A 23,365-nucleotide genomic window follows, 5' to 3' on the forward strand; every position below is an offset into this window, starting at 1 on the left:
TTCACCGCTCTCCGGACGGACGCTTCTTGCCGCGCCGTCTCATCGTCTTCCATCTCACCCCGGGCCTCCGCATGGCCAGGGCCGCCTTCGCAGCAGGCTCCTCACGCGCGAACGCGATCAGGAGCCCCACCGCGAACATGGTCGGCAGCAGGGCCGATCCCCCGTAGGAGAACAGCGGGAGCGGGACCCCGGCGATCGGCAGCAGGCCGAGCACCGCACCGATGTTGATCACGGCCTGAACCGTGATCCAGGTGGTCACACCTCCCGCGGCGTACCTCACGAAGGGGTCCTCCGTGCGTCCGGCCACGCGGATACCCGCATAGCCTAGAGCCGCGAAGAGGGCGAGCACCGACAGCGTCCCCGCCAACCCCAGTTCCTCCCCGGTGATGGCGAAGATGAAGTCGGTGTGCGGTTCAGGCAGTTGGCCCCATTTTTCCACACTCGCGCCCAGCCCGGATCCGAACCATCCGCCGGATGCCAGAGCATAGATGCCGTGCACGGCCTGCCAGCACGAGCCGTCGGGTCCGGGTTCGCTCACGCCCATGCAACTGAGCCGGGACATCCGGTTCGGACTGGTCTTGATCAGCAGGAAGGCCAGCACGCCCGCGACGGCGAGCACCGCGCCGAACAGCCGGGTGGGCGCCCCGGCCAGCCAGAGCAGGCCGAACAGGATTGCGGTGAGAATGATCGCAGTTCCCATGTCGCCGCCGAGCATGATCAGCCCGAGAAGCATGAAGGCGACCGGGACGAGCGGCACCAGCATGTGTTTCCACTGCGTCAGCAGCCGCTTGTCCTGTTTGCGGGCGAGCAGGTCGGCGCCCCAGAGGATCAGGGCGAGCTTGCCGAACTCGCTGGGCTGGAGCTGGAAGGGGCCGCCCAGGTAGAGCCAGTTCTGGTTTCCGTTGACCGACATCCCTATCCCCGGCACCTGGACCAGCACCATCAGGAAGACCGTGCCCATGAGCAGCGGGTAGGCGAGCGCCCGGTGGAGCTTGACGGGCATCCGGGAAGCCGTGATCAGCAGTCCGGAGCCGATGAGGGCGGCGAGGAACTGCTTGCGGAAGAAGTACGTGCCGGGTTTCGACAGCTCGAGCGCCTTGATCATCGAGGCGGAGTAGACCATCACCAGCCCGAGCACGGTGATCAGCAGCCCGGCGCCGAGGATCAGGTAGTACGCGGTCAGCGGGCGGTCCCAGGCCCGGCGCGCCTGCTCGTACAGCCGCCGCACACCGCCGCCACGGGGGGCGCGGGGGCGGCCGGAGCCGCTGCTGCGGCCCCTGGAGCGCGGTACGGCGGGCTGCCGGGTGCCCGCCAGCCTCCCGCGCAGGGCGAGGCCCCCGGGCGCCAGGGGACCGTCCAGGAAGGGTGGGGCGAGCACCCGGCTGGTCCCCGCGGCCCCCCGTGGGCGGCCCTTGCCGTGCGCGGCGGAGCTCTCGTCGGCCGGCATTGTCGCTGTCCCCTCCACTGCTCGTGCCCGAAGCTGCTGCCGAGGGCCAGGGCGTGCGGCGGAGCCGCCCGAACCCGGTTGTCCGGGACAGTACGGCGCGGCGGCCGGGCCCGTCAGGCGCTCTCGTCGGCGAGGGCGCGGACCGCGTCCGCGAATGCCTCGCCCCGCTTGTTGTAATTGGCGAACATGTCCATCGAAGCGCAGGCCGGGGCCATCAGTACGGTGTCTCCCGGCCGGGCGAGCCGTGCCGCCTCGCGGACCGCCTCGGACATCGCTCCAGTGTCGGTCCGGTCGAGGTCGACGACCGGGACCTCGGGGGCGTGTCGCGCGAGGGCTTCGCGGATCAGCGCCCGGTCGCTGCCGATCAGTACGACGCCCCGCAGCCGCTTGGCGGCGCCGGTCACCAGCTCGTCGAAGGTGGCGCCCTTGGCGAGGCCGCCGGCGATCCAGACGATCGGGTCATAGGCCGCGAGTGAGGCCTCCGCGGCATGGGTGTTGGTGGCCTTGGAGTCGTCGATGTACGCCACCGATGCGACGTCCGCGACGTGTTCGATGCGGTGCGCGTCAGGGCGGAAGGCCCGCAGGCCGTCCCGTACCGCCCTGGGTTCGACGCCGAAGGCGCGGGCCAGTGCCGCGGCCGCCAGGGCGTTGGCGATGTTGTGCGGGGCGGGCGGGTTGACGTCCGCGACCTCGGCGAGCTCCTGGGCCTGTTTCTGCCGGTTGGCCACGAAGGCGCGGTCGACGAGGATGCCGTCGACGACGCCCAGCTGGGACGGGCCCGGGGTGCCGAGGGTGAAGCCGATGGCGCGGCAGCCCTCCTCGACGTCCGCCCCGCGGACCAGGTCCTCGGTGGCCGGGTCGGCCGCGTTGTAGACGCAGGCGATCCGGTTGCCCTCGTAGATCCGGCCCTTGTCCGCGACGTACGCCTCCATGGAGCCGTGCCAGTCGAGGTGGTCCGGGGCCAGGTTGAGAACGGCCGCGGAGTGGGCGCGCAGCGAGGGCGCCCAGTGCAGCTGGTAGCTGGAGAGCTCGACGGCGAGTACGTCGTAGGTCTCCTCGCCGAGGACGGCGTCGAGCAGGGAGACGCCGATGTTGCCGACGGCGGCGGTGCGGAGCCCGGCCGCCTCCAGGATCGAGGCGAGCATCCGGACGGTCGTGGTCTTGCCGTTGGTGCCGGTGACCGCGAGCCAGGGCGCCGCATCGGGACCGCGCAGCCGCCAGGCGAGCTCGACGTCGCCCCAGACCGGGACGCCCGCCTCGGCGGCTGCTGCGAAGAGCGGCTTGTCCGGCTTCCAGCCGGGGGTGGTGACGATGAGCTCGGTGGACTCGGGCAGGGTCGCCCCGTCGCCGAGGCGCACGGTGATCCCTTGCGCCTCCAGCTCCGCGGCCTGCGCACGGGAACGCTCGTCGTCCCCGTCGTTGACCACCGTGACAACGGCGCCGAGGCCGTGCAGGACACGGGCAGCGGGGATCCCGCTGACACCGAGTCCGGCGACGGTGACGTGCTTGCCCTGCCAGTCCTGGTTGCTCACTTGGCGGCTGCCCACCCTGCGTAGAAGAGACCGAGTCCGACGATCACGCACATGCCCTGGATGATCCAGAAGCGGACCACGACAAGGACTTCGGACCAGCCCTTGAGTTCGAAGTGGTGCTGGAGCGGTGCCATCCGGAAGACCCGCTTGCCGGTCATCTTGAAGGAGCCGACCTGGATGACCACAGACATGGTGATCATCACGAAGAGGCCGCCGAGGATGGCCATCAGGAACTCGGTGCGGGAGCAGATCGCGAGACCGGCGAGCGCACCGCCGAGCGCCAGCGAACCGGTGTCGCCCATGAAGATCTTGGCGGGCGAGGTGTTCCACCACAGGAAGCCGAAGCAGGCGCCCATCAGCGCGGAGGCGACGACCGCGAGGTCGAGCGGGTCGCGTACCTCGAAGCAGGCATTGGGGTTGGTCAAGGAGACCGCGTTGGCGCAGGACTCCTGGAACTGCCACAGCCCGATGAACGTGTACGCGCCGAAGACCATCACCGACGCGCCGGTGGCCAGGCCGTCCAGACCGTCCGTCAGGTTCACGCCGTTGGACATGGCGAGAATCATGAACAGCGCCCAGACGACGAACAGCACCGGGCCGATCGACCAGCCGAAGTCCGTGACGAACGACAGCCTGGTGGAGGCCGGGGTGTTACCGCGGCCGTCGGCGAACTGGAGCGACAGCACCGCGAAGGCGATACCGACGATCAGCTGGCCGGCCATCTTCGCCTTGGCCCGCAGACCGAGCGAACGCTGCTTGACGATCTTGATGTAGTCGTCGAGGAACCCGACGAGGCCCATCCCGGTCATCAGGAAGAGGACCAGCAGACCGGAGAAGCGCATCTCCTCGCCGGTGATCACCTTCGCCAGGAAGTACGCCATCAGCGTGGCCAGGATGAAGGCGATGCCGCCCATGGTGGGCGTGCCCTTCTTGCTGCCGTGGCTGCGCGGGCCGTCGTCACGGATGAACTGCCCGTATCCCTTGCGGGCCAGGAGCTTGATGAGCAGCGGGGTACCGACCAGGGTCAGGAAGAGCCCGATGGCCCCCGCGAAGAGGATCTGCCTCATCGGCCGGTGACCTCGCCCTCGGTCGAGTTCTCCAGCAGTGCCTGGGCGACCCGTTCCAGGCCGGCCGACCGGGACGCCTTCACCAGCACGACGTCTCCCGCGCGCAGTTCACTGCGCAACAGGTCGACGGCCGCCTGTGCGTCGGACACGTGCACCGACTCCTCACCCCACGAACCCTCGTTGTATGCGCCCAGTTGCAGCCAGGAGGCTTCTCTGCCCCCGACCGCGACGAGCTTGCTGACGTTGAGCCGGACGGCGAGCCGTCCGACCGCGTCGTGCTCGGCGAGCGAGGCGTCGCCGAGCTCGGCCATGGGGCCGAGCACCGCCCACGTACGCCGCCCCTTCCCCATGGCGGCCAGCGCGCGCAGCGCTGCTCGCATGGATTCGGGGTTCGCGTTGTAGGCGTCATTGACGAACGTCACGCCGTCCGGACGCTCGGTGACCTCCATACGCCAGCGGGAGAGGGTGCCCGCCTCGGAGAGCGCAAGGGCGATCTCGTCTACGGACAGGCCCAACTCATGGGCGACGGCGGCCGCGGCGAGCGCGTTCGACACGTGATGCTCACCGTACAGGCGCATGGTCACATCGCTGCACCCGGTGGGTGTGTGGAGCGTGAAAGCGGGGCGGCCGTCCTCGGTGAGACGGACCTTCTCTCCCCGTACGTCCGCATCCGCGGCTTCACCGAAGAGCAGAACACGGGCCTTCGTACGGGAGGACATGGCGAGGACGAGCGGGTCGTCGGCGTTGAGGACGGCGACTCCGTCCTCCGGGAGCGCCTCGACCATCTCGCCCTTGGCGATCGCGATCTGCTCGCGGCCGCCGAACTCACCGATGTGCGCGGTGCCGACGTTGAGGACGAGGCCGATCCGCGGCGGGACCAGGCCGGTGAGGTAGCGGATGTCGCCGATGTAGCGGGCACCCATTTCGAGGACCAGGTGCTCGGTCTTCTCGGTGGCGCGCAGGGCGGTGAGCGGCAGGCCGATCTCGTTGTTGAGGTTGCCCGCGGGGAAGACCGTGGGGCCCTTGCGCTCCAGGAGCTGGGCGATCAGGTCCTTGGTGGAGGTCTTGCCCGCGGAGCCGGTGAGGGCGACGACAGTGGTGCCGAGGCGTTCGACGACGGTCCGGGCGAGGGTGCCGAGCGCGGCCATGACGTCGTCGACGACGATCGCCGGAATACCGATGGGGCGGGCGGCGACTACGGCTGCCGCGCCCGCCTCGACGGCGCGCTGGGCGTAGTCGTGGCCGTCGACCCGCTCGCCGGCGAAGGCGACGAACAGGCTGCCTTGCTGCACTTCTCGGGAGTCGATGACGACGGGCCCGCTGACGGTCACTGCCGGATCCGGTATGTCGTGCAACTGCCCGCCGACGATTTCGGCGATCTCGGCGAGGGTAAGGGCGATCACTTGGTCATCCCTGACTGTTGTTCTCGTGGGTGTGGGCGAGCTCCGGGGCGCTCTCGGCGCTCCCGTGCCCCAGGGACCGTGCGATGGCCGCGCGCAGCACCGTACGGTCGTCGAAGGGGCGTACCACTCCGTGGATGTCCTGGCCCTGTTCGTGCCCCTTGCCGGCGATCAGCACGGTGTCGCCGGGACGGGCGCGGGCGACCGCGGCAGCCACGGCGGCGGCCCGGTCGGCGTCGACGAGGACGTCACCGCGCTCGTGTGCGGGCACCTCGGCGGCGCCCGAGAGCATCGCGGCGAGGATGGCCAGGGGGTCCTCGGAGCGGGGGTTGTCGGAGGTCAGTACGGCGGTGTCGGCGAGGCGGGCCGCGGCGGCGCCCATCGGTCCGCGTTTCGTCGTGTCGCGGTCGCCACCGCAGCCGAGCACGATATGCAGCTTGCCCTCGGTCACCTTGCGCAGCGAGCGCAGGACCGACTCGACGGCGTCGGTCTTGTGCGCGTAGTCGACGACCGCCAGGTACGGCTGGCCGGCGTCCACACGCTCCAGTCGGCCCGGGACGCCGGGGACAGCGGCGACGCCGTCGGCCGCGGTCTGGGGGTCAACGCCCGCGACGGCGAGGGTGACGATCGCGGCGAGGGTGTTGGCGACGTTGAACGGACCGGGCAACGGGGCCCTGGCCGTGATCCGTTCGCCCTGGGGACCGACGGCCGTGAAGGCGGAGCCCAGCGGTCCGACCTCGACGTCCTCGGCGCGCCAGTCGGCGTCCGGGTGGCCCTCGGCGGAGAAGGTGACGACCGGGACGGTTGCCTCCATGACCAGCCTGCGGCCGTACTCGTCGTCGAAGTTGACGACGCCCTGCCGGCTCCGCTGCGGGGTGAACAGCTTCGCCTTGGCCTGGAAGTAGTCCTCCATGCCGGAGTGGAACTCCATGTGCTCCGGGCTGAGGTTGTTGAAGACGGCAACGTCGAAGACGCAGCCGTCGACGCGGCCGAGTACCAGGGCGTGGCTGGAGACCTCCATGGTGACCGCGTCGACGCCGCGCTCGCGCATGACGGCGAAAAGGGCCTGGAGATCGGTGGCTTCGGGGGTGGTGCGCTCGGACTTGATGCGCTCGTCGCCGATCCGCGTCTCGACGGTGCCGATCAGGCCGGTGCTGCGTCCGGCGCCACGGAAGCCGCCCTCGACGAGGTACGCGGTGGTGGTCTTCCCGGACGTACCGGTGATCCCGATCTGGAGGAGGTCGGCGCCGGGCCGCCCGTAGATCTCGGCGGCGAGTTCGCCCATCCGGCCGCGCGGGTTCTCGGTCACCAGCACCGGCAGCCCGGTCGCGGCGGCGCGCTCGGCGCCCGCCGGGTCGGTGAGAACCGCTGCCGCGCCGAGGCCGGCCGCCTGGGCGACGAAGTCGGCGCCATGCAGCCGGGCGCCGGGCAGCGCCGCGTACACATCGCCGGGCCGTACCGCCCGCGAGTCGTGGGTGATGCCGGTGACCTCACCGGATCTCGGCGGCTCGACTCCCAGCCGGGCTGCCAGTTCACCGAGGGGGGTCGGCCGCAGCCGATCCGGGCGGGGCGCTCCCGGGTAGGTCACAGGGGCGTCCTTCGGGGTGGTTTGGGACTGTTCAGCGTGGGGCACGGCGGTGAGCGTACCGGGCGCACCCGGCGTCTCGCTAAGTGAGGGGGCAGGGCCCAGGTGGTTCCCGGGTTCGGGGGTGATGGTTGTCACTGGCTGGTTTCCCCGAGTTCACTCGCCGGGACTGAAGGACACGGGCAGCCGGGCCGACTCGCTGCCGGACGGTGGGGTCTGGAGCGTCTTCAGCGCGAACTCCATGACCTGCTTGTAGATGGGACCGCAGATCTGACCGCCGAAGTAGCTTCCCTTGGTGGGGTTCTGGATCGCGCAGTAGACGGTGATCTGCGGGTCGTCGGCGGGCGCGAAGCCCGCAAAGGACGCCGTGTAGCCGTGGTAGCCGCCGCGGACCGGGTCGACCCGGTTGGCCGTGCCGGTCTTGCCCGCGACCCGGTATCCGGGGATGCGGGCCTTGGTGCCGGTGCCCTCCTCGTCACCGACCACCGACTCCAGCATGCCCGCGAGTGATTTCGCGGTCTTCTTGCTGATCACCCGGGTCTGTTCGGGGGCGGCAGCGGGGGTGAAGCGGCCGTCCGCGCCCTTGGTTCCGCGGATCAGGGTGGGCTGGACCCGGACGCCGCCGTTGGCGATCGTCGAGTAGACGGAGGCGGCCTGCATCGCGCTGAGCGAGAGTCCCTGGCCGAACGGGATCGTGTACTGCTGCGAGGTCGACCAGTCCTGCGGCTTGGCGAGGATGCCGGGGGTCTCGCCCGGGTAGTTCAGCCCGGTCGGGCGGCCGATGCCGAATTTGCGCAGATACGAGTAGAGGACCTTGTTGGCCTGCGGCTGGGTCCTGCCGAGCTGCCCGGTGGCCAGGATGGTGCCGATGTTGCTGGACTTGGCGAGTACGCCGTTGAGCGTCAGGTACCAGGTGGCGTGGTCGATGTCGTCCTTGAAGAGCCGGTCTCCGCGGTGCAGCCGATTGGGGACGGTGACATGGGTGCCGGGGGTGGCCACCCCCTCCTCCAGCACGGCGGCCATGGACATGACCTTGCTGGTGGAGCCCGGTTCGTACGCGTCCTGCAGCGCCGCGTTGCCCAGCGACGCCGCGTCGGCCTGCGAGAGGTCGTTGGGGTCGAATCCCGGGGCGTTGGCCATGGCGAGGACCTCGCCGGTCTTCGCGTTATGCACGATCACATAGCCGCGGTCCGCCCTGGACTTCTTCACCTGATCCGAGATGGCCTTCTGCGCGGCCCACTGGATGTCCCGGTCGATGGTCAGCTCGATGTCGGAACCCGCGACCGCCGGGACCTCGCTGGTGCCCGCCGTGGGCACCCGGCGGCCGCCGGACTGGGCGTACTTGATCTTGCCGTCCTCGCCCGCGAGTTCCTTGTCCAGCTGTGACTCGAGGCCGCCCGCACCCTTGCCCTCGGCATTGACGTAACCCAGTATCCCGGCGGCCAGCGCGCCATTGGGGTAGACCCGCTTGGTGGTCGTCTCCTGGAAGACACCGGCCAGCACATTGGCCCCGGTGCCGCCGTTCGCCCTGTCCTTCTGCGCCTTCTCGGCGAAAACGGACTTGAGGTCCTTGATCTGCTTCCAGACCTGCGGAGTCTGGCGGCGGGCCAGCACCACGTACCGGCTCTTCGGCTTCGACAGCTTCTTCGCCAGCTCCTCCGCCTCGACGCCGAGGATGGGCGCGAGGAGGGCCGCGGCCTGCTCCGGTGCGTCCGGGACCTGGCTGTCCTCGGGTGTGAACATCTTGGGGTCGGCGGTGACGTTGTACGCGTCGACGCTGGTGGCCAGGGCGATCCCGCTGCGGTCGGTGATCTCACCGCGCTCGGCGGCGACCGTGTACTCGAGGTAGCGGTTCTTGTCGGCCTTGGCCGCGTACGCACTGGCATCGACGGCCTGCACCTGCAGGAGCCGCACGACGAACGCCAGCATGACGAGCGTCAGCGCCAGGCTGACCAGGCGGAGCCGGGGGCGCGGGCTGCCCAGCCGCAGCGGGCGCGCCGATCCCTTGCGCGGAGCGCGGCGACCCCTTGCGCGGGGCGCGGCCGCGGCGGACGACGGGCGGCGGGCGGCGGGCCGGGGGCGGCCGGAGTCGGCTGCGGCGCTGCGGGGGCGCGCGGGGCCGGGGACCCGGCGGCGCGGTGGTTCCTTGGAGGGCACTGCGTCACCTGCCGGGGCTCGTCGAGGACTGGTTTGCCGGGGTGCGCGGCTGCGCGGGCGGGGCTGCGGAGGTGCTGGGCTTCGTCGCGGGCGGGGCTGCCGCGGTGCTGGACTTCGTCACAGGTGGCGCCGACGGCGAGCCGGTGACCGGCGCCGCGGACGTGGATGAGGCGGCGGACCGGTCCGGGAGGGGTGCCGCCTGCTGGGTCTGCCGGGGGGCTGCGGGGGTCGGCGGGGCGGTGGCCTCGGAGGGAACACCGCGGACCGTACCGTCGGGTTCGAGGAAGGCGGGGCCGCCGCCGGGCACCATGCCCAGTTCGCGGGCGCGGCGCTCCAGTGCGTCGGGCTTCGAGTACCCGTCGACGTCGTGCTGGAGCGCCTGCTGCTCGTCGGTGAGCTCGGTGGTCCGCTTCTTCAGTTCGCTCAGCCTGAACGAACCTTCGTTGAGCGCGGAGTTCAGCAGCAGCAGGGTGATCAGTCCGCCGCCGAGGAGCAGCACGACCAGCAGGACGAAGGGCGTACGTGCCGCGTTGCTGGGCCTGGAGGGCATCAGCCGGGCGAGGCGCGCGGCCCGCCCCTTCAGCTGTCCGGCCGGTCCGCTCACCGCGCCACCTCGGGCTTTCCCGGTGCCGTGCCGGCCGGAGCGGCCGCACTCACCGCTCCTCCTCGCGGATCCGCTGGGCGCCGCGCAGCCGGGCGGGGGCGGCTCGCCGGTTCTCGGCGACCTCCTCCTCCGTGGGCAGTTCCGCGCCGCGGGTCAGCAGCTTGAGCCGGGGCTGGTAACGCTCGGGGACGACGGGCAGACCGGGCGGCGCCGTGTTGGCGGCTCCCGCCGCGAACACCTGCTTGACCAGGCGGTCCTCCAGCGAGTGGTAGGAGAGAACGGCGATCCGGCCACCGACGGCGAGGGACTGCACCGCGGCCGGGATCGCCCGCTCCAGGACGGCGAGCTCGCCGTTGACCTCGATGCGCAGCGCCTGGAAGGTGCGCTTGGCCGGGTTGCCGCCGGTGCGCTTGGCGGCCTGCGGCAGCGAGTCCCGGATCAGTTCGACGAGCCGGGCGCTGTTGCTGAACGGCTCCTTCTCGCGCTCGCGCACGATCGCGGAGACGATCCGCTTGGCCTGCTTCTCCTCGCCGTAGGCGCGCAGGATCCGGACGAGTTCGCCGGGCGGATAGGTGTTGAGCACCTCGGCCGCGCCGATGCCGGTCGTCTGGTCCATCCGCATGTCGAGCGGGGCGTCCTGGGCGTACGCGAATCCGCGGTCGGCCTCGTCCAGCTGCATGGAGGAGACACCGAGGTCGAACAGGATGCCCTGAACCTTGGGGATGCCGAGCCGGGCGAGCACCTCGGGCAGTTCGTCGTAGACGGCGTGCACCAGTGTGGCCCGGTCGCCGTACGGCGCGAGCCGCTCGCCGGAGAGCCGCAGCGCTTCCTTGTCCCGGTCCAGCGCGATCAGCCGGGCGGACGGGAAGGCGGCGAGCAGCGCCTCGCTGTGGCCACCGAGGCCGAGGGTGCAGTCGACGACCACGGGCTGCTGCGGGCCCGGCGCTTCCAGAGCCGGGGCCAACAGGTCCAGGCATCGCTGGAGCATCACCGGGACGTGTCGGGTCTGGCTCATGCGCCCTCTCAGGCTCAGGTCCCGTGTGGCTCCACGTACGGCCTGGTCCCCGCCCGCTCGGAAGGGGAGGTCCACCGGCGCCGGGAAAGTGGCGTCAGCCGACCGGCGAGCGGGAGAGGGCCGGGCCGTACGTACGCCGCGCACACAGGGGAAATCTTCGGAATGTGCAGGGTGTCGGTATCTTCCGCTCACTTTAGTCCACCCTGCCATTCGATCGATTCCCGATCAATCAACGGGGCAGCGCGTCGCCCCGCCCTCCCTACCACCCCGTCGAGCGATTCGTTGTGAGGCTTGTGGGTTACCTCACAACAAGTCTCGTTGACGTTCTTTGTCCGCTCTCACAGCACGCCAGAGCGAACTGTGCGAGCTAACGTCATATCCATGTCGACTCCCGCGCACCCCCACGCCGAGCTCTCCGCATCCGCTGCCGGTCAGGCCCGTACCCGCGGGACCGTCACCGACCGCCTGGTCGAGGCGAACATCCGTTACGCGGCCGAGTTCGACGACCCCGGCATGGACGCGCGGCCGGTGCTGCAGGTCGCCGTGGTCGCCTGCATGGACGCCCGGCTCGACCTGCACGACGCGCTCGGCCTGGCGCTCGGCGACTGCCACACCATCCGCAACGCGGGCGGCGTGGTCACCGACGACGTGATCCGCTCGCTCACCATCAGCCAGCGAGCCCTCGGCACCCGCAGCGTCATACTCATCCACCACACCAACTGCGGCCTCGAATCGATCACCGAGGAGTTCCGGCAGGAACTGGAAGCGGAGGTCGGCCAGCGCCCGGTCTGGGCCGTGGAGGCCTACAAGGACGCAGATCAGGACGTACGGCAGTCCATGCAGCGCGTCCGCACCTCGCCGTTCCTGCTGCACACCGACGACGTCCGCGGCTTCGTCTTCGACGTGACCAGCGGCTTGCTCCGCGAGATCCTTCCCGTCGCCTGACCCTGATTGCACGTCCGGCGGGTACCGAAAAGGACCTGGACCCCGACATTTCGCATCCACTTGTCCACAGGCGAGTGACACGAAGCGGTAACGGCAACAAGAATGCGGGTGTGACACCCACCGGACCTGTCCGGAGGGTGTCCGGACATCGGGGTGGGCCGGGCCAACTACAGCGCATCGGCCCGTGAATGGGGTACCCCCTGCTCCTTGAGAGCGCGGGGCAGGGCCGAGGAGGGCCGGGTGACGACCTATGACGATCGAACGAGCCTCACAGATCTGACCGCCACAGCGGAGCGGGTGCGCAGGTCGGTGGAGAGTGTGATCGAAGGCAAGCCTGAGGTCGTACGGCTTTCGCTGACCGTGCTGCTCGCGGAGGGGCATCTCCTCATCGAGGACGTCCCCGGGGTCGGCAAGACGATGCTGGCCAAGGCGCTCGCGCGGTCGATCGACTGCTCGGTGCGGCGCATCCAGTTCACGCCGGACCTGCTGCCTTCGGACATCACCGGCGTGTCGATCTTCGACCAGCAGCGGCGCGACTTCGAATTCAAGCCGGGCGCGATCTTCGCCCAGATCGTGATCGGCGACGAGATCAACCGCGCCTCGCCGAAGACCCAGTCCGCTCTGCTGGAATCGATGGAGGAGCGCCAGGTCACCATCGACGGGCACAGTTACGAACTGCCGGACCCGTTCATGGTGGTGGCCACCCAGAACCCGGTCGAGATGGAGGGCACCTATCCGCTGCCCGAGGCCCAGCGCGACCGGTTCATGGCCCGGGTGTCGATCGGCTACCCCAGCGCGGAGGCCGAACTGCAGATGCTCGATGTGCACGGCGGGATCTCGCCCCTCGACGATCTGCAGCCGGTGGCGCACGCCCACGACATCGTGAAGCTGATCGAGGCCGTGCGGACGGTCCATGTGGCCGAGTCGGTGCGGCGGTACGCGGTGGAGCTGGTCAGCGCGACCCGCAGTCACCCGGAGCTCAGACTCGGCGCCTCGCCGCGCGCCACCCTGCATCTGCTGCGAGCCGCCAAGGCGTCCGCGGCGCTGACCGGGCGGGACTACTGTCTGCCGGACGACGTGCAGGCGCTGGCCGTCCCGGTGCTCGCGCACCGGTTGCTGCCCACCGCGCAGGCCCAGCTGAACCGCCGCACCGCGGAGCAGGTCGTGCTGGAGATCCTCCAGCAGACGCCGGTGCCGACCGCGGCCGGCGGTACGTCGGTCCCGTCGCCGCAGCACCAGCCGGGCCGGCCGGTGTACGGCCGGCAGCAGACGCCCGGCGCACGGCGGGCGTGATGACGGCCGGGGGGTCCGCCTCGATGGAGGACGGCGACGGCAAAGGCGGTCTGCGAGCCGCGCTGGGTGGGCTGACGACGCGTGGGCGGTCCTTCCTCGCTGCCGGAATCGCGGCCGCGATCTGTGCGTATGTGCTGGGCCAGGGTGATCTGCTGCGGGTCGGGCTGCTGCTCACCGTGCTCCCGCTGGTCTGTGCGACGGTGCTCCTCCGCACCCGCTACCGGGTCGCGGGCACCCGGCGGCTCTCCCCGTCCCGGGTGCCCGCGGGCACCGAGGCACGGGTGCATCTGCGGATGGAGAACGTGTCCCGGCTGCCCACCGGGCTGCTGATGCTGCAGGACCGGGTGCCCTATGTGCTCGGGCCGCGCCCCCGGTTCGTCCTGGACCGGGTGGAGGCGGGCGGCCGGCGCGAGGTGTCCTACCGGGTCCGGTCGGATCTGCGCGGGCGGTATCCGCTCGGGCCGCTGCAGCTGCGGCTGAGCGATCCGTTCGGGATGTGCGAGCTGACCCGTCCGTTCAGCGCGTACGACACCCTGGTCGTCGTCCCGCGGACCCAGCCGCTGCCTCCGGTGCGGCTGTCGGGCGAGGCGTCCGGGTACGGCGAGGGGCGGCAGCGCTCACTCGCCCTGGCCGGCGAGGACGACGTGATTCCGCGCGGCTACCGGCACGGCGACGACCTGCGCCGGGTCCACTGGCGCTCCACCGCGCGCTACGGCGAGCTGATGGTGCGCCGCGAGGAGCAGCCCCAACGGGCCAGGTGCACGGTGCTGCTGGACACCCGGCGGATCGCCTATCAGGGGACCGGGCCCGACTCGCCCTTCGAGTGGGCGGTGTCGGGGGCGGCGTCCGCGCTGGTGCACATGCTGGAGCGGGGCTTCGCGGTGCGGCTGCTGACCGACGACGGCAGTCCGGTGCCGGGCGAGGGCGGCTTCGCCGGATCGACCCAGGAGTCCGCCGACTCCGCGGGACTGATGATGGACACCCTCGCGGTTGTCGACCACTCCGACGGAGGCGGTCTGTCGCGCGCGTACGACGTACTGCGCGGCGGCAACGAGGGGCTGCTGGTCGCGTTCCTCGGCGATCTGGACGACGAGCAGACGGCGGTGGCTGCCCGAATGCGGCAGCGCAGCGGCGGCGCCATCGCGTTCGTCCTGGACAGTGCCGCCTGGGTGCACGGCAGCGCGTCCGACGCGGAGCCCGCGGCGTCCGAGGAGCGCCTGCGACTGCTGCGCGAGTCGGGCTGGACAGCGGTCGCGGTGGGGCCGGGGGCGGATCTTGCCCGGCTGTGGCAGCAGGCGGGACAGCAGAGCTCCGTGACGCAGTCCGCGCTGTCGGGCGGCGCACCGGGCGGCACGACAGGTTTCACCGGTGGATGGTCATGAGGGGACGGTCATGAGCGGTCGCGGTCGGCTGGCGCTGTGCGCCTTTGCGGCGACGCTGTTGGCGGCGGGTTCGATGCTGCCGCTGGTCGACCCGACCGGATGGATCCTGCAGGCCGCGGTCCTGCTGGCGATCCAGAGCGGGGTGGGCGCGCTCGCCCGCCGGGTGCCGCTGCCGCGGCTGCTGATCGTCACGGCACAGTTCCTGGTCACCCTGGTACTGCTGACCGCGGTGTTCGCACGGGAGCAGGCCGTGGTCGGCTTCCTGCCGGGCCCCGAGGCCGTTCGGCACCTGGCGGACCTGCTGCGGGCGGGCGCGGACGATGTGGGGCAGTACGCCATCCCGGCGCCCGCGACGGCGGGCATCCGGCTGATGCTGGTCGGCGGTGTACTGCTGATCGGTCTGGCCGTGGACACCCTCGCGGTGACGTTTCGCAGCGCGGCCCCGGCCGGGCTGCCGCTCCTGGCGCTCTACTCGGTCGCCGCGGGACTGTCCGGCGGCGGCGGCGCGGGCTGGCTCTGGTTCCTGCTCGCCGCCTGCGGCTATCTGCTGCTCCTGCTGGCCGAGGGCCGGGACCGGATCTCCCAGTGGGGGCGGGTCTTCGGCGGCGCGGGACGGTCACCGAGCGGTGCGGCGGCCGGCCTCGACGTGTCGGGCGGCCGGGCGCTCGCCCCGGTCCGCACCGGGCGGCGGATCGGTGCGCTGGCGCTGGGCATCGCACTGGCCGTACCGGCGGCCCTGCCCGCTCTCGACGGCGGGTTCCTCGCGGGGACCGGCAGCGGGAGCGGCAAGGGCGGTGGCGGCGGCACGATCTCCGCGGTGAACCCGCTGGTCTCGCTGCAGAACAATCTGAACCAGCCGGAGAACCGGGAGGTGATGTCGTACCGCACCAATTCCCGGAACCCGCAGGACTTCTATCTGCGGATCCTGGCCCTGGACCAGTTCAACGGGAGCGAGTGGCGGGCCTCCCGGCGCAGCCTGAAGGACGTGCCGAAGCGGATCCCGGGGCCGGACGGCCTGAATCCGGATGTCGCTGTCACGGAGATCCGGTCGAACATCTCCTCCTCCCGCTCCTACCAGCAGAGCTATCTGCCGCTCCCCTACCCCGCGACCGAGGTGAAGATCGGCGGGCGCTGGCGGTACGAACCCGCGGGGCGCACCCTCATCGGCGACCGCGGTCAGACGACCGGCGGTGCGCGCTACGAGGTGTCGAGCCTGGTCGTGCAACCGACCGCGGACCAGCTCGCCGCGGCTCCCGACGCACCCTCCGAGGTGCTGCGGGAGTACACCAAGGTGCCGGGCTCGCTGCCGGAGGTGGTCAAGAAGACGGCGGACCGGCTGACAAAGGGCGCCGCCAACGACTACGAGCGAGCGGTGAAGCTGCAGAACTACTTCGCCTCGGAGGGCGGCTTCAGCTACGACACCACGGTGACCTCCGGCACCGGCTCGGCCGCGATCGGCCGGTTCCTGAGGGACAAGAGGGGCTTCTGCGTCCACTTCTCGTTCACGATGGCCGCGATGGCGCGGACGCTGGGCATTCCGGCCCGCGTGGCGGTGGGCTTCACTCCCGGCACGGTGCAGGCGAACGGTGCGGTGTCGGTGGGGCTGCGCGATGCGCACGCCTGGCCCGAGCTGTATTTCGAGGGCGTCGGATGGACCCGGTTCGAGCCGACCCCGACGCGTGGCAACGCGCCCGGCTATACCCGGCCGGACGCCCCGGCGGGCGGCGCTGCCGACCCGGGTCTGCCGGAGCGGGGCGCCTCGGCGGCGCCGTCCGCGGCACCGTCCGCGTCGGAGAGCTGCCCGGCGCAGATGCGCAAGCAGGGCGATTGCGGTAACGCGGTGGCGCCGGCCGCCTCGGGTCCCACGGACTCGGGGACCCCGACGAGCACCGTTGTCCGGGTGGCTCTGGCCGCGCTGGTGGTCGTCACGCTGCTGTTGCTGCCGATGCTGTGGCGGGTACGGGTGCGTAAGCGGAGGCTGGCGTCGTCCACCGGGCGCACGCCGGCCGATGTGACGGCCAGAACGCTGGCGGCCTGGCTGGAGATCATCGATTCGGCGTGGGACCACGGCGTCGAGCCGGACGACTCACAGACCCCGCGGAAGACGGCGGCCCGGGTGGTCCGGCTGGGGCAGCTCGACACGGAGGCGGCGGCCGCGGTGCACCGGGTGGCGGGGGCTGTGGAGCAGGTGCTCTACGCCCCGCAGCCCCGGGCGGGCGCCGGGTTCGCCGAGGACGTGGAGACGGTGCGGAACAGCTTGCGGATCTCCGCCGACCGCTTCACCCGGATCCGGGCGGTCGTGGCACCGCGATCGGCCATTCGGGTGATGGATGCGCTCTCGGAACGCCGGTCGGCTGTCGCCGGCAGGTGGGCTGCGCGGTGGGGCGGTTGGCCGCGGTGGCCGTCCCGGCAGCAGAGCTGAGGCATGGCGCGCGGCCTCCGGCTGCGCCGTGTCCTGGAGCCCCCCCATAGCCTCAAGGGCCTCACGGGCATGAGGGGGATCGCTTCGACGGGCTCGATTGCGTAAGACCGACCGGCGCTTGGGGGTGGGAGCCGGTAATTGGGGGGTGGGAGAAGGAGCGGGGCTGGGTGCGTGCAGCTGCAAGGCGGAGGAGGGAGGCAACGCGAAGGGGGTCCCCCATGCCCTCAGGGCTGGGGGAGTTGTTGACTGACGACAACGCCGCAGATGTGCGTGCCCAGCCCCGCGAAGCCGCCTCCCATGTGCCGGTCGGTCCAAGCCCGTCCGGCGGCCGCGGGCCGTCCGGCGTTCGAGGACACCCCGTGAGCGGTCACCGCACTGGTGCGGACACGGGTGAGAGCCTGTCGGGTGACCTTCGATCGGAAAGCGGACGCGGTCTGGTGCGTGCGATTCCAAGGCGCTGGAAGGTCCTCGTAGCGGAGCTACTAGGGCATTTCGGCAACGCGGGAAGCGTGCGTGCCAGGGCGTGGCCGCCCGATCAGAGGTCACCCGACAGGCTCTGAGGGGGCGGCCGCAGAGATGCGGCCGCCCCCTCACCCATCGGTATTCCGAAGCGTTACTGGCCCTGCTCGTCGCGGCGTCGCTGCCACCGCTGCTCGATCCGGTTCATCACCGATCGGCGTTGCTTGGGCTGTCGGCGCTCGCTCCCGCCGCCGGCGGCTGCCTGTTGCTCGCCGGGCTTGGGCGCCTTGCGCCAACCAGTGACCGCAAGGACCGCGCAGCCCAGCATGACGAGGAATCCCACCACGCTGATCCAGATCTGCTGGGCGACCATTCCGGCCATGAGGAGCGCGATACCCACCAGGAAGCCTGCGACCGCCTGGTAGACCCGTCGTCGGGTGTACGTACGCAGCCTGCTTCCCTCGAGCGCTGTCGCGAACTTGGGATCTTCGGCGTACAGCGCTCGCTCCATCTGCTCGAGCATTCGCTGCTCGTGCTCCGAGAGCGGCACGGAGTCCTCCTCGTCGTCGGCCGCGGGGGGCGGCCGGTATGCGGCCCTTCCAGGATAGGCAGGGAATCACCCCCGTGAAACCCGCCCGCATCGCCAATCAGCCAGTCCGGGCCGCCACGACGGCTCAGCTGCTGAGGCGTAGATTCCCCAACCTCCGATCCGTCATGCCGGATGGTGTCCCCCGATCATACGTGGCGCGGCCCCCGATCGGGCGTCCTGGGGCGTACTCCGTCTGCGGCTGCGTTGCTGATCAGCCGCGCTGCGGCCGCCCTCAGGCGCCCTTGGTGCCCAGAACGTGCAGCTGGGTCGCGACCGACTGGAAGGCCGGCAGTTCCGCGACGGCGCTCTCCAGCTTGAGCAGTGCATCCATCGCCCCGGGCTCGGTGTCCACCAGGGCGCCCGGTACGAGGTCGGCGAAGACCCGTACACCGTGGACCGCGCCGACCTCGACGCCCGCTGCGGAGACCAGCTCGGTGAGCTGCTCCGCGGTGTACCGCCGGGGCACCGGGTCGCCGTTGCCCCAGCGGCCCGCGGGGTCGGTGAGCGCCCGCCGAGCCTCGGTGAAGTGCCCGGCGAGCGCCCGGGCCAGGACGGCGCCGCCGAGTCCGGCGGCGAGCAGGCTGAGTTCACCGGACGGGCGGAGCGCGTCGACCGCGTTCCGTACGCCCTCGGCGGGGTCGTCGACGTACTCCAGGACTCCGTGGCAGAGCACCGCGTCGTACCCGCCGCGCTCGACCACCTCGAACAGACCGAGGATGTCGCCCTGGACGCCGCGGACACGGTCGGCGACCCCGGCCTCGGCGGCGCGGCGCTCCAGCGCGAAGAGCGCGTTGGGGCTGGGGTCGACGACGGTGACCTTGTGGCCGAGCCGGGCGACCGGCACGGCGAAGTTGCCGGTGCCGCCGCCGGTGTCCAGGACGTCCAGGGCGTCCCGGCCGGTCGCCTTGACCTGGCGGTCGAGGGCATCCTTCAGGACCTCCCAGACCACGGCGGTACGGAGGGAGGCGCGGGGGCGCAGCTGGTCCGACACGGCAGATGACTCCTCGGCACGGTGCCGCCGCTGACGGCGGAGCGTGAACAGTGCAGGTGATGCAGGTGCTGTCCACCCTATTGCCTCGGGCCACCACCGCCGTCATCCCGCGTCGGGCCGCTCCTTCCGGGCCTGTGGGAGTGTCGGCTGGAGCACCAGCAGCCGCTCGACGAGGCGCAGGAACATGGCCGCGTCGCGCAGCAGATCGTCGGCGTCACGGCTGCTGGCCGCCCCCGGTATGCCCGCTTCCGCGCGGGCCCGGCGGCGGGCCCCGGAGGCGAACAGGGCGCTCCATTCGGTGAGCTCCGGGGCGATCTCCGGGAGGACATCCCAGGCGCTGCGGATCCTTTCCCGCCGCCGCCTGGTTGTCTCGGGCCGTCCCCGTGCGGCAAGCACGGCGGCGGCGGTGCGCAGGGCCGCGAGGTGGGCGGTGGCATAGCGCTCGTTCGGCACGGTGAGCACGGCGGCCTCGTCGAGGCCGATGCGGGCCTGGGCGAGCAGGTCGAGGGCTGCGGGCGGCGCCGTGGCGCGGCGCAGCACGGGGTGGACGTCGTTCGCCGGACCACTCGATGGGGAGGACGGGGCGGGGCCGGTCGGTGAGGGGGCAGGGCCGCCTGCGCGGCGCCGAGAGGCGGCTGCTGCGGACGAGTTGGCCATGACGAACCTCCTGTCGTCGTGTGACGGCTCCGTGGCCGTATGTATCCATCGTGGGGGGCACCACTGACAATCGGCCCGATCGACCCCTGACCTGCGCTTTTGCTTCGATCGCGAGTTCGGGCTATTTTTTTGCACTGACTGGTCAGTCTAAAAAAGGAGAGTCTGTGGACAGCCCGCACGGGGCAGCTGTCACCGCCGAGGACTTCGGGCTCAAAGGACCGCGCGGCTGGGCCTTCCGGAGCGTGCGGATCGACGCCGGGCCCGGCGCACTGGTCGCGATCGAGGGCCCGTCCGGCTCCGGCCGCACCTGTCTGCTGCTCGCCCTCACCGGCCGGATGCGTCCCTCCGAGGGCCGTGCGGAGATCGGCGGCCTGGGCCTGCCGCGTCAGATGGCCGCCGTACGCAGAATCAGCGCCCTCGGCCCGGTCCCCGGGGTCAGCGAGCTCGACCCGGCCCTCACCGTCTCCGAGCACCTGCGCGAGCGGGCCCTCCTGCAGCGCCGCTTCGACGGCTCGCTGCGTGCCCTGCTCCGCCCGCGTGCCGAGCGCGCCGCCACGGCCCGGGCCCGGATCGACGCCGCGCTGGACGCCGCCGGACTGGACCCCACGACCCTGCCCAAGGCCGAGCGGACCTCCGTACGCGATCTCGAACGGCTGGAGGCGCTGCGGCTGTCCGTCGCCCTCGCGCTGATCGGCCACCCGCGGCTGCTCGCCGTGGACGACACCGATCTCAAGCTCTCCGACGCCGAACGCGCCGAGGCCTGGGAGATGCTGCGCTCCGTCGCCGCCGGCGGGACGACCGTGATCGCCGTCTGCAGCCAGGCCCCCGAGGGCGCGATCACCGTGCGTATGGACAGCGCCGGGGCCACGGACACCACCGACACCGCAGAGACCACCGACGCCCCTGAGGCGACGACGACCGAGGAGGGGACGGCCGATGCGATCGCCGAGACTTGCCGCGCTTGAGCTGAAGCGTTTCGGCAGGGGGAAGCTGCCCCGCGCCGCACTCGTCGCGCTCGTGCTGCTGCCCCTGCTCTACGGCGCCCTGTACCTGTGGTCCTTCTGGGACCCGTACAGCCGCCTCGACAAGATCCCCGTCGCGCTGGTCAACAACGACAAGGGCGCCACCGCGGCCGGCAAGCGCGTCGAGGCGGGGGACGAGATCACCGCCAAGCTGCTCGACTCCAAGGTCTTCGAGTGGCACGAGGTGAGCTCCGCCGAGGCCGGCCGGGGCGTCGAGGACGGTACGTACTACCTCTCGCTGACCATGCCGTCGGATTTCAGCAAGCGGATCGCGTCCAGTTCGGGCGACTCCCCCGAGACCGGTGCTCTCCAGGTCCGGACGAACGACGCCAACAACTACATCGTCGGGCAGATCTCCCGGACGGTGTTCTCCGAGGTCCGCACCGCCGCCTCGACCAACGCCTCGCGTGGCTTCCTGGACCGGATCTTCATCTCCTTCTCCGACCTCCACGACGCGACGGCCGAGGCGGCCAAGGGTGCCGACGATCTGAAGGGCGGGATCAGCAAGGCCAAGAAGGGCTCGAAGGACCTCGCGGACGGGCTGAAGGACGCCAAGGCGGGCAGCGGGCACCTGGAGAGCGGGATCGTCAAGCTGAACAAGGGCGCGGGAGACCTCAAAACCGGCTCCCAGCAGGTCGCCGACGGCACCCAGCTCCTCGCCGACAAGGTCAACGGCGTGGCCGCCGACGTCCGTCCGTTCCTGAAGGACAACGGCAAGTCGATCGGTGACACCGCCCGGCTGGTCGCCGAATCCTCGCAGACCGTACGGGACAACCTCGACGTGCTGGTGAAGGCGGCGCCCACCGCGGCGACCACCGCCCACAATGCCTCCGACGATCTGGCCGACGTCTACCGCACCAGCTGCACGGAACAGCTGCCCTCCGACCCCACCGTCTGTCCCCCGCTGAAGCGCGCCACGACCGCGGCCGCCGATGTCGCGAAGGTCGCCGACGATGTGAACGTCCTGGTGAAGGACCAGAACGGGGACGTGACGAAGCTGCGTGGGCAGCTCACCACTCTGCAGAAGCAGGCCGACGCCCTCGCCGAGCGCTCCCCGCACCTGGACGAGGACCTGAAGTCCGCCGTCGCGAAGATCAACGCGCTCAACACCGGCGCCCACAAGGTCGCCGGCGGCGCGGACGAACTGCACACGGGTCTCGCCACGGCCAAGACGGGATCCGCCGATCTGAACACCGCCGTCGGCAGGCTGAAGACGGGCGCAACCGACCTGGACGGCGGGCTGATCCGGCTGAGCGACGGTTCCGCCACGCTCGCCCAGGGGCTGAACGACGGCGTCGGCAAGATCCCGGACTACGACAAGCAGGACCGCGACCGGCGCACCGACGTCATGGCCGATCCGGTCAAGCTCGCCTCCCAGTCGATGCACCAGGCCGCCACCTACGGCACCGGATTCGCGCCCTACTTCATTCCGCTCTCCCTCTGGGTCGGCGCGATGGTGGCGTACATGCTGATCCAGCCGCTCAACCGGCGGGCGCTCGCCGCGGGGGCCTCCGCCTGGCGTATTGCCTTCGCCGGGTGGCTGCCGGTGGCCGCGATCGGTCTGCTGCAGGTGGCCGCCCTGATGTCCGTACTGCACTGGGGGCTGGGGCTGCAGATGGCCCATGCCGCCGGGACGATCGGCTTCCTCGCCCTCGTGACCTGCTGCTTCGGTGCGATCGTGCAGTGGCTGAACGCCCGGTTCGGTGCGGCGGGACGGATCCTCGTGCTCGCGGTGCTGATGCTGCAGCTGACCTCGGCCGGGGGCACGTACCCCGTCCAGACCAGCCCCGGCTTCTTCGGTGCGATCCACCCGTTCCTGCCGATGAGTTACATCGTCGAGAGCCTGCGCCGGCTGATCACGGGCGGCGGGCTGGGCCCGGTCTGGCAGGACTGCGTAGTGCTGCTGGCGTTCACTGCGGGGGCGCTGGCCCTGACCGCGGTGTCCGCCCGGCGCAAGCAGGTGTGGACGCTGGACCGGCTGCATCCGGAGCTGAGCCTGTGAGCGCGCCCGGACCTGTGAGAATCGAGCGCATGGAAAGCAGTAGCAGCACGCGCCGCCAGGCCACCCGGCAGAAGCTCTACGAGGCGGCCGTCACTCTCATCGCCGAGAAGGGCTTCTCGGCGACCACGGTCGACGAGATCGCCGAGCGCGCCGGGGTCGCCAAGGGCACGGTCTACTACAACTTCAAGAGCAAGACCGAGCTCTTCGAGGAGCTGCTGCGGCACGGCGTCGGGCTGCTGACCGCTTCGCTGCGGTCAGCGGCCGAGGAGACGGCGGAGCGCGGCGGTACCCGGGTCGATGCCCTGGACGCGATGATCAGGGCCGGTCTGACCTTCATCGACCGCTATCCGGCCTTCACCCAGCTGTACGTCGCCGAGTTGTGGCGCACCAACCGTGCCTGGCAGGCAACCCTCCTGGTGGTACGTCAGGAGGCGGTCGCCGTGGTCGAGGACGTGCTGCGCGAGGGTGTCGGCAACGGTGAGCTCAGCCAGGAGATCGACATCCCCCTGACGGCGGCCGCGCTGGTCGGCATGGTCCTGGTGGCGGCCCTGGACTGGAAGGCGTTCCAGCCGGAGCGGCCCATGGACGATGTGCACTCGGCACTGTCGCTGCTGCTGCACGGCCGGGTCAGCGGGCACTGACACACCTTCCCCGGGGTGATGTCCGCACACGCGGAAACGTCGGTCGGGCGAGGCTCGATCCCCCCCCCCACGCCCCCCCCCCCGGTTCGGGGATTACGCAAACACCATACCCCCCCCACACCCCCCCCCCCATGCCCCCCCCCGCCGCCCCCCCC

Annotated in this window: 18 protein-coding genes; 7 read left to right on the forward strand and 11 right to left on the reverse strand. The window is 71.2% G+C overall.

Features of this window, described 5'->3' with window-relative positions:
* Position 1: 1 nt before the first annotated feature.
* The 8 genes from ftsW to rsmH form a co-directional block, all read right to left on the reverse strand.
* Positions 2 to 1,447: a putative lipid II flippase FtsW gene (gene ftsW, locus ACGFSA_RS18120; protein WP_393305278.1), complete on the reverse strand. Its 1,446-nt coding sequence runs from the start codon at positions 1,445 to 1,447 to the stop codon at positions 2 to 4.
* 113 nt (positions 1,448 to 1,560) lie between these two features.
* A complete protein-coding gene (murD, locus tag ACGFSA_RS18125; protein ID WP_393305280.1) occupies positions 1,561 to 2,979 on the reverse strand; it encodes a UDP-N-acetylmuramoyl-L-alanine--D-glutamate ligase in 1,419 nt (472 codons plus the stop codon).
* Positions 2,976 to 4,046, reverse strand: a complete 1,071-nt coding sequence (gene mraY / locus ACGFSA_RS18130) for a phospho-N-acetylmuramoyl-pentapeptide-transferase (protein WP_037697086.1) — start codon at positions 4,044 to 4,046, stop codon at positions 2,976 to 2,978. The genes murD and mraY overlap by 4 nt, the downstream gene beginning before the upstream one ends.
* On the reverse strand, positions 4,043 to 5,449 hold the full coding sequence (murF, locus tag ACGFSA_RS18135) for a UDP-N-acetylmuramoyl-tripeptide--D-alanyl-D-alanine ligase (RefSeq protein ID WP_393305283.1): 1,407 nt from the start codon (positions 5,447 to 5,449) through the stop codon (positions 4,043 to 4,045). Before murF ends, mraY begins: the two co-directional genes overlap by 4 nt.
* A gap of 4 nt (positions 5,450 to 5,453) precedes the next feature.
* Positions 5,454 to 7,169, reverse strand: a complete 1,716-nt coding sequence (locus tag ACGFSA_RS18140) for a UDP-N-acetylmuramoyl-L-alanyl-D-glutamate--2,6-diaminopimelate ligase (RefSeq protein WP_393305285.1) — start codon at positions 7,167 to 7,169, stop codon at positions 5,454 to 5,456.
* A gap of 18 nt (positions 7,170 to 7,187) precedes the next feature.
* A complete protein-coding gene (locus tag ACGFSA_RS18145) occupies positions 7,188 to 9,188 on the reverse strand; it encodes a peptidoglycan D,D-transpeptidase FtsI family protein (RefSeq protein WP_393305287.1) in 2,001 nt (666 codons plus the stop codon).
* Between the two features lie 4 nt (positions 9,189 to 9,192).
* Entirely contained in the window at positions 9,193 to 9,792 is a 600-nt protein-coding gene (locus tag ACGFSA_RS18150) for a septum formation initiator (RefSeq protein WP_393305289.1), read from the reverse strand.
* A 49-nt stretch (positions 9,793 to 9,841) separates the two neighbouring features.
* A complete protein-coding gene (gene rsmH, locus ACGFSA_RS18155; RefSeq protein ID WP_358858034.1) occupies positions 9,842 to 10,807 on the reverse strand; it encodes a 16S rRNA (cytosine(1402)-N(4))-methyltransferase RsmH in 966 nt (321 codons plus the stop codon).
* A 381-nt stretch (positions 10,808 to 11,188) separates the two neighbouring features.
* Here rsmH and ACGFSA_RS18160 point away from each other — a divergent pair, with 381 nt between their 5' ends.
* The 4 genes from ACGFSA_RS18160 (at position 11,189) to ACGFSA_RS18175 (ending at position 16,849) form a co-directional block, all read left to right on the forward strand.
* Complete coding sequence (locus tag ACGFSA_RS18160) at positions 11,189 to 11,752, forward strand: beta-class carbonic anhydrase (RefSeq protein ID WP_393305292.1); 564 nt, start codon at positions 11,189 to 11,191, stop codon at positions 11,750 to 11,752.
* A gap of 240 nt (positions 11,753 to 11,992) precedes the next feature.
* Entirely contained in the window at positions 11,993 to 13,045 is a 1,053-nt protein-coding gene (locus ACGFSA_RS18165; protein ID WP_393305294.1) for an AAA family ATPase, read from the forward strand.
* Positions 13,045 to 14,427, forward strand: coding sequence for a DUF58 domain-containing protein (locus ACGFSA_RS18170; protein ID WP_393305296.1), 1,383 nt, complete (start codon positions 13,045 to 13,047; stop codon positions 14,425 to 14,427). The genes ACGFSA_RS18165 and ACGFSA_RS18170 overlap by 1 nt, the downstream gene beginning before the upstream one ends.
* Before the next feature lie 10 nt (positions 14,428 to 14,437).
* Positions 14,438 to 16,849 (forward strand): DUF3488 and DUF4129 domain-containing transglutaminase family protein, encoded by a 2,412-nt coding sequence (locus tag ACGFSA_RS18175; protein ID WP_393305298.1) that lies wholly within the window; start codon positions 14,438 to 14,440, stop codon positions 16,847 to 16,849.
* Positions 16,850 to 17,462: 613 nt separating this feature from the next.
* Here ACGFSA_RS18175 and ACGFSA_RS18180 read toward each other — a convergent pair.
* The 3 genes from ACGFSA_RS18180 to ACGFSA_RS18190 form a co-directional block, all read right to left on the reverse strand.
* Positions 17,463 to 17,858, reverse strand: coding sequence for a DUF3040 domain-containing protein (locus ACGFSA_RS18180; RefSeq protein ID WP_393305300.1), 396 nt, complete (start codon positions 17,856 to 17,858; stop codon positions 17,463 to 17,465).
* 271 nt (positions 17,859 to 18,129) lie between these two features.
* Positions 18,130 to 18,888: a class I SAM-dependent methyltransferase gene (locus tag ACGFSA_RS18185; protein ID WP_393305302.1), complete on the reverse strand. Its 759-nt coding sequence runs from the start codon at positions 18,886 to 18,888 to the stop codon at positions 18,130 to 18,132.
* Positions 18,889 to 18,990: 102 nt separating this feature from the next.
* Positions 18,991 to 19,545: an SAV_6107 family HEPN domain-containing protein gene (locus ACGFSA_RS18190; RefSeq protein ID WP_393305305.1), complete on the reverse strand. Its 555-nt coding sequence runs from the start codon at positions 19,543 to 19,545 to the stop codon at positions 18,991 to 18,993.
* A gap of 164 nt (positions 19,546 to 19,709) precedes the next feature.
* Between ACGFSA_RS18190 and ACGFSA_RS18195 the strand changes: the two genes are divergently transcribed.
* Genes ACGFSA_RS18195 through ACGFSA_RS18205 form a run of 3 tightly spaced genes read left to right on the forward strand, consistent with a single transcriptional unit; the run spans position 19,710 to position 23,210 of the window.
* A complete protein-coding gene (locus ACGFSA_RS18195) occupies positions 19,710 to 20,510 on the forward strand; it encodes an ATP-binding cassette domain-containing protein (protein WP_393305307.1) in 801 nt (266 codons plus the stop codon).
* A complete protein-coding gene (locus ACGFSA_RS18200; RefSeq protein ID WP_393305309.1) occupies positions 20,482 to 22,569 on the forward strand; it encodes a YhgE/Pip family protein in 2,088 nt (695 codons plus the stop codon). Before ACGFSA_RS18195 ends, ACGFSA_RS18200 begins: the two co-directional genes overlap by 29 nt.
* A 29-nt stretch (positions 22,570 to 22,598) precedes the next feature.
* Positions 22,599 to 23,210, forward strand: a complete 612-nt coding sequence (locus ACGFSA_RS18205; protein WP_366135024.1) for a TetR/AcrR family transcriptional regulator — start codon at positions 22,599 to 22,601, stop codon at positions 23,208 to 23,210.
* The last annotated feature ends 155 nt before the right edge of the window (positions 23,211 to 23,365 follow it).

The sequence above is a fragment of the Streptomyces sp. NPDC048496 genome (assembly GCF_043200055.1).
Classification (GTDB): domain Bacteria; phylum Actinomycetota; class Actinomycetes; order Streptomycetales; family Streptomycetaceae; genus Streptomyces.

Bases quoted from the DNA above. Each gene is read 5' to 3' on its own strand.
- ACGFSA_RS18160 (WP_393305292.1), top strand. From the start codon at position 11,189: ATGTCGACTCCCGCGCACCCCCACGCCGAGCTCTCCGCATCCGCTGCC.
- ACGFSA_RS18200 (WP_393305309.1), top strand. From the start codon at position 20,482: ATGCGATCGCCGAGACTTGCCGCGCTTGAGCTGAAGCGTTTCGGCAGG.
- mraY (WP_037697086.1), bottom strand. From the start codon at position 4,046: ATGAGGCAGATCCTCTTCGCGGGGGCCATCGGGCTCTTCCTGACCCTG.
- ftsW (WP_393305278.1), bottom strand. From the start codon at position 1,447: ATGCCGGCCGACGAGAGCTCCGCCGCGCACGGCAAGGGCCGCCCACGG.
- ACGFSA_RS18175 (WP_393305298.1), top strand. From the start codon at position 14,438: ATGAGCGGTCGCGGTCGGCTGGCGCTGTGCGCCTTTGCGGCGACGCTG.
- ACGFSA_RS18170 (WP_393305296.1), top strand. From the start codon at position 13,045: ATGACGGCCGGGGGGTCCGCCTCGATGGAGGACGGCGACGGCAAAGGC.
- ACGFSA_RS18190 (WP_393305305.1), bottom strand. From the start codon at position 19,545: ATGGCCAACTCGTCCGCAGCAGCCGCCTCTCGGCGCCGCGCAGGCGGC.
- ACGFSA_RS18205 (WP_366135024.1), top strand. From the start codon at position 22,599: ATGGAAAGCAGTAGCAGCACGCGCCGCCAGGCCACCCGGCAGAAGCTC.
- rsmH (WP_358858034.1), bottom strand. From the start codon at position 10,807: ATGAGCCAGACCCGACACGTCCCGGTGATGCTCCAGCGATGCCTGGAC.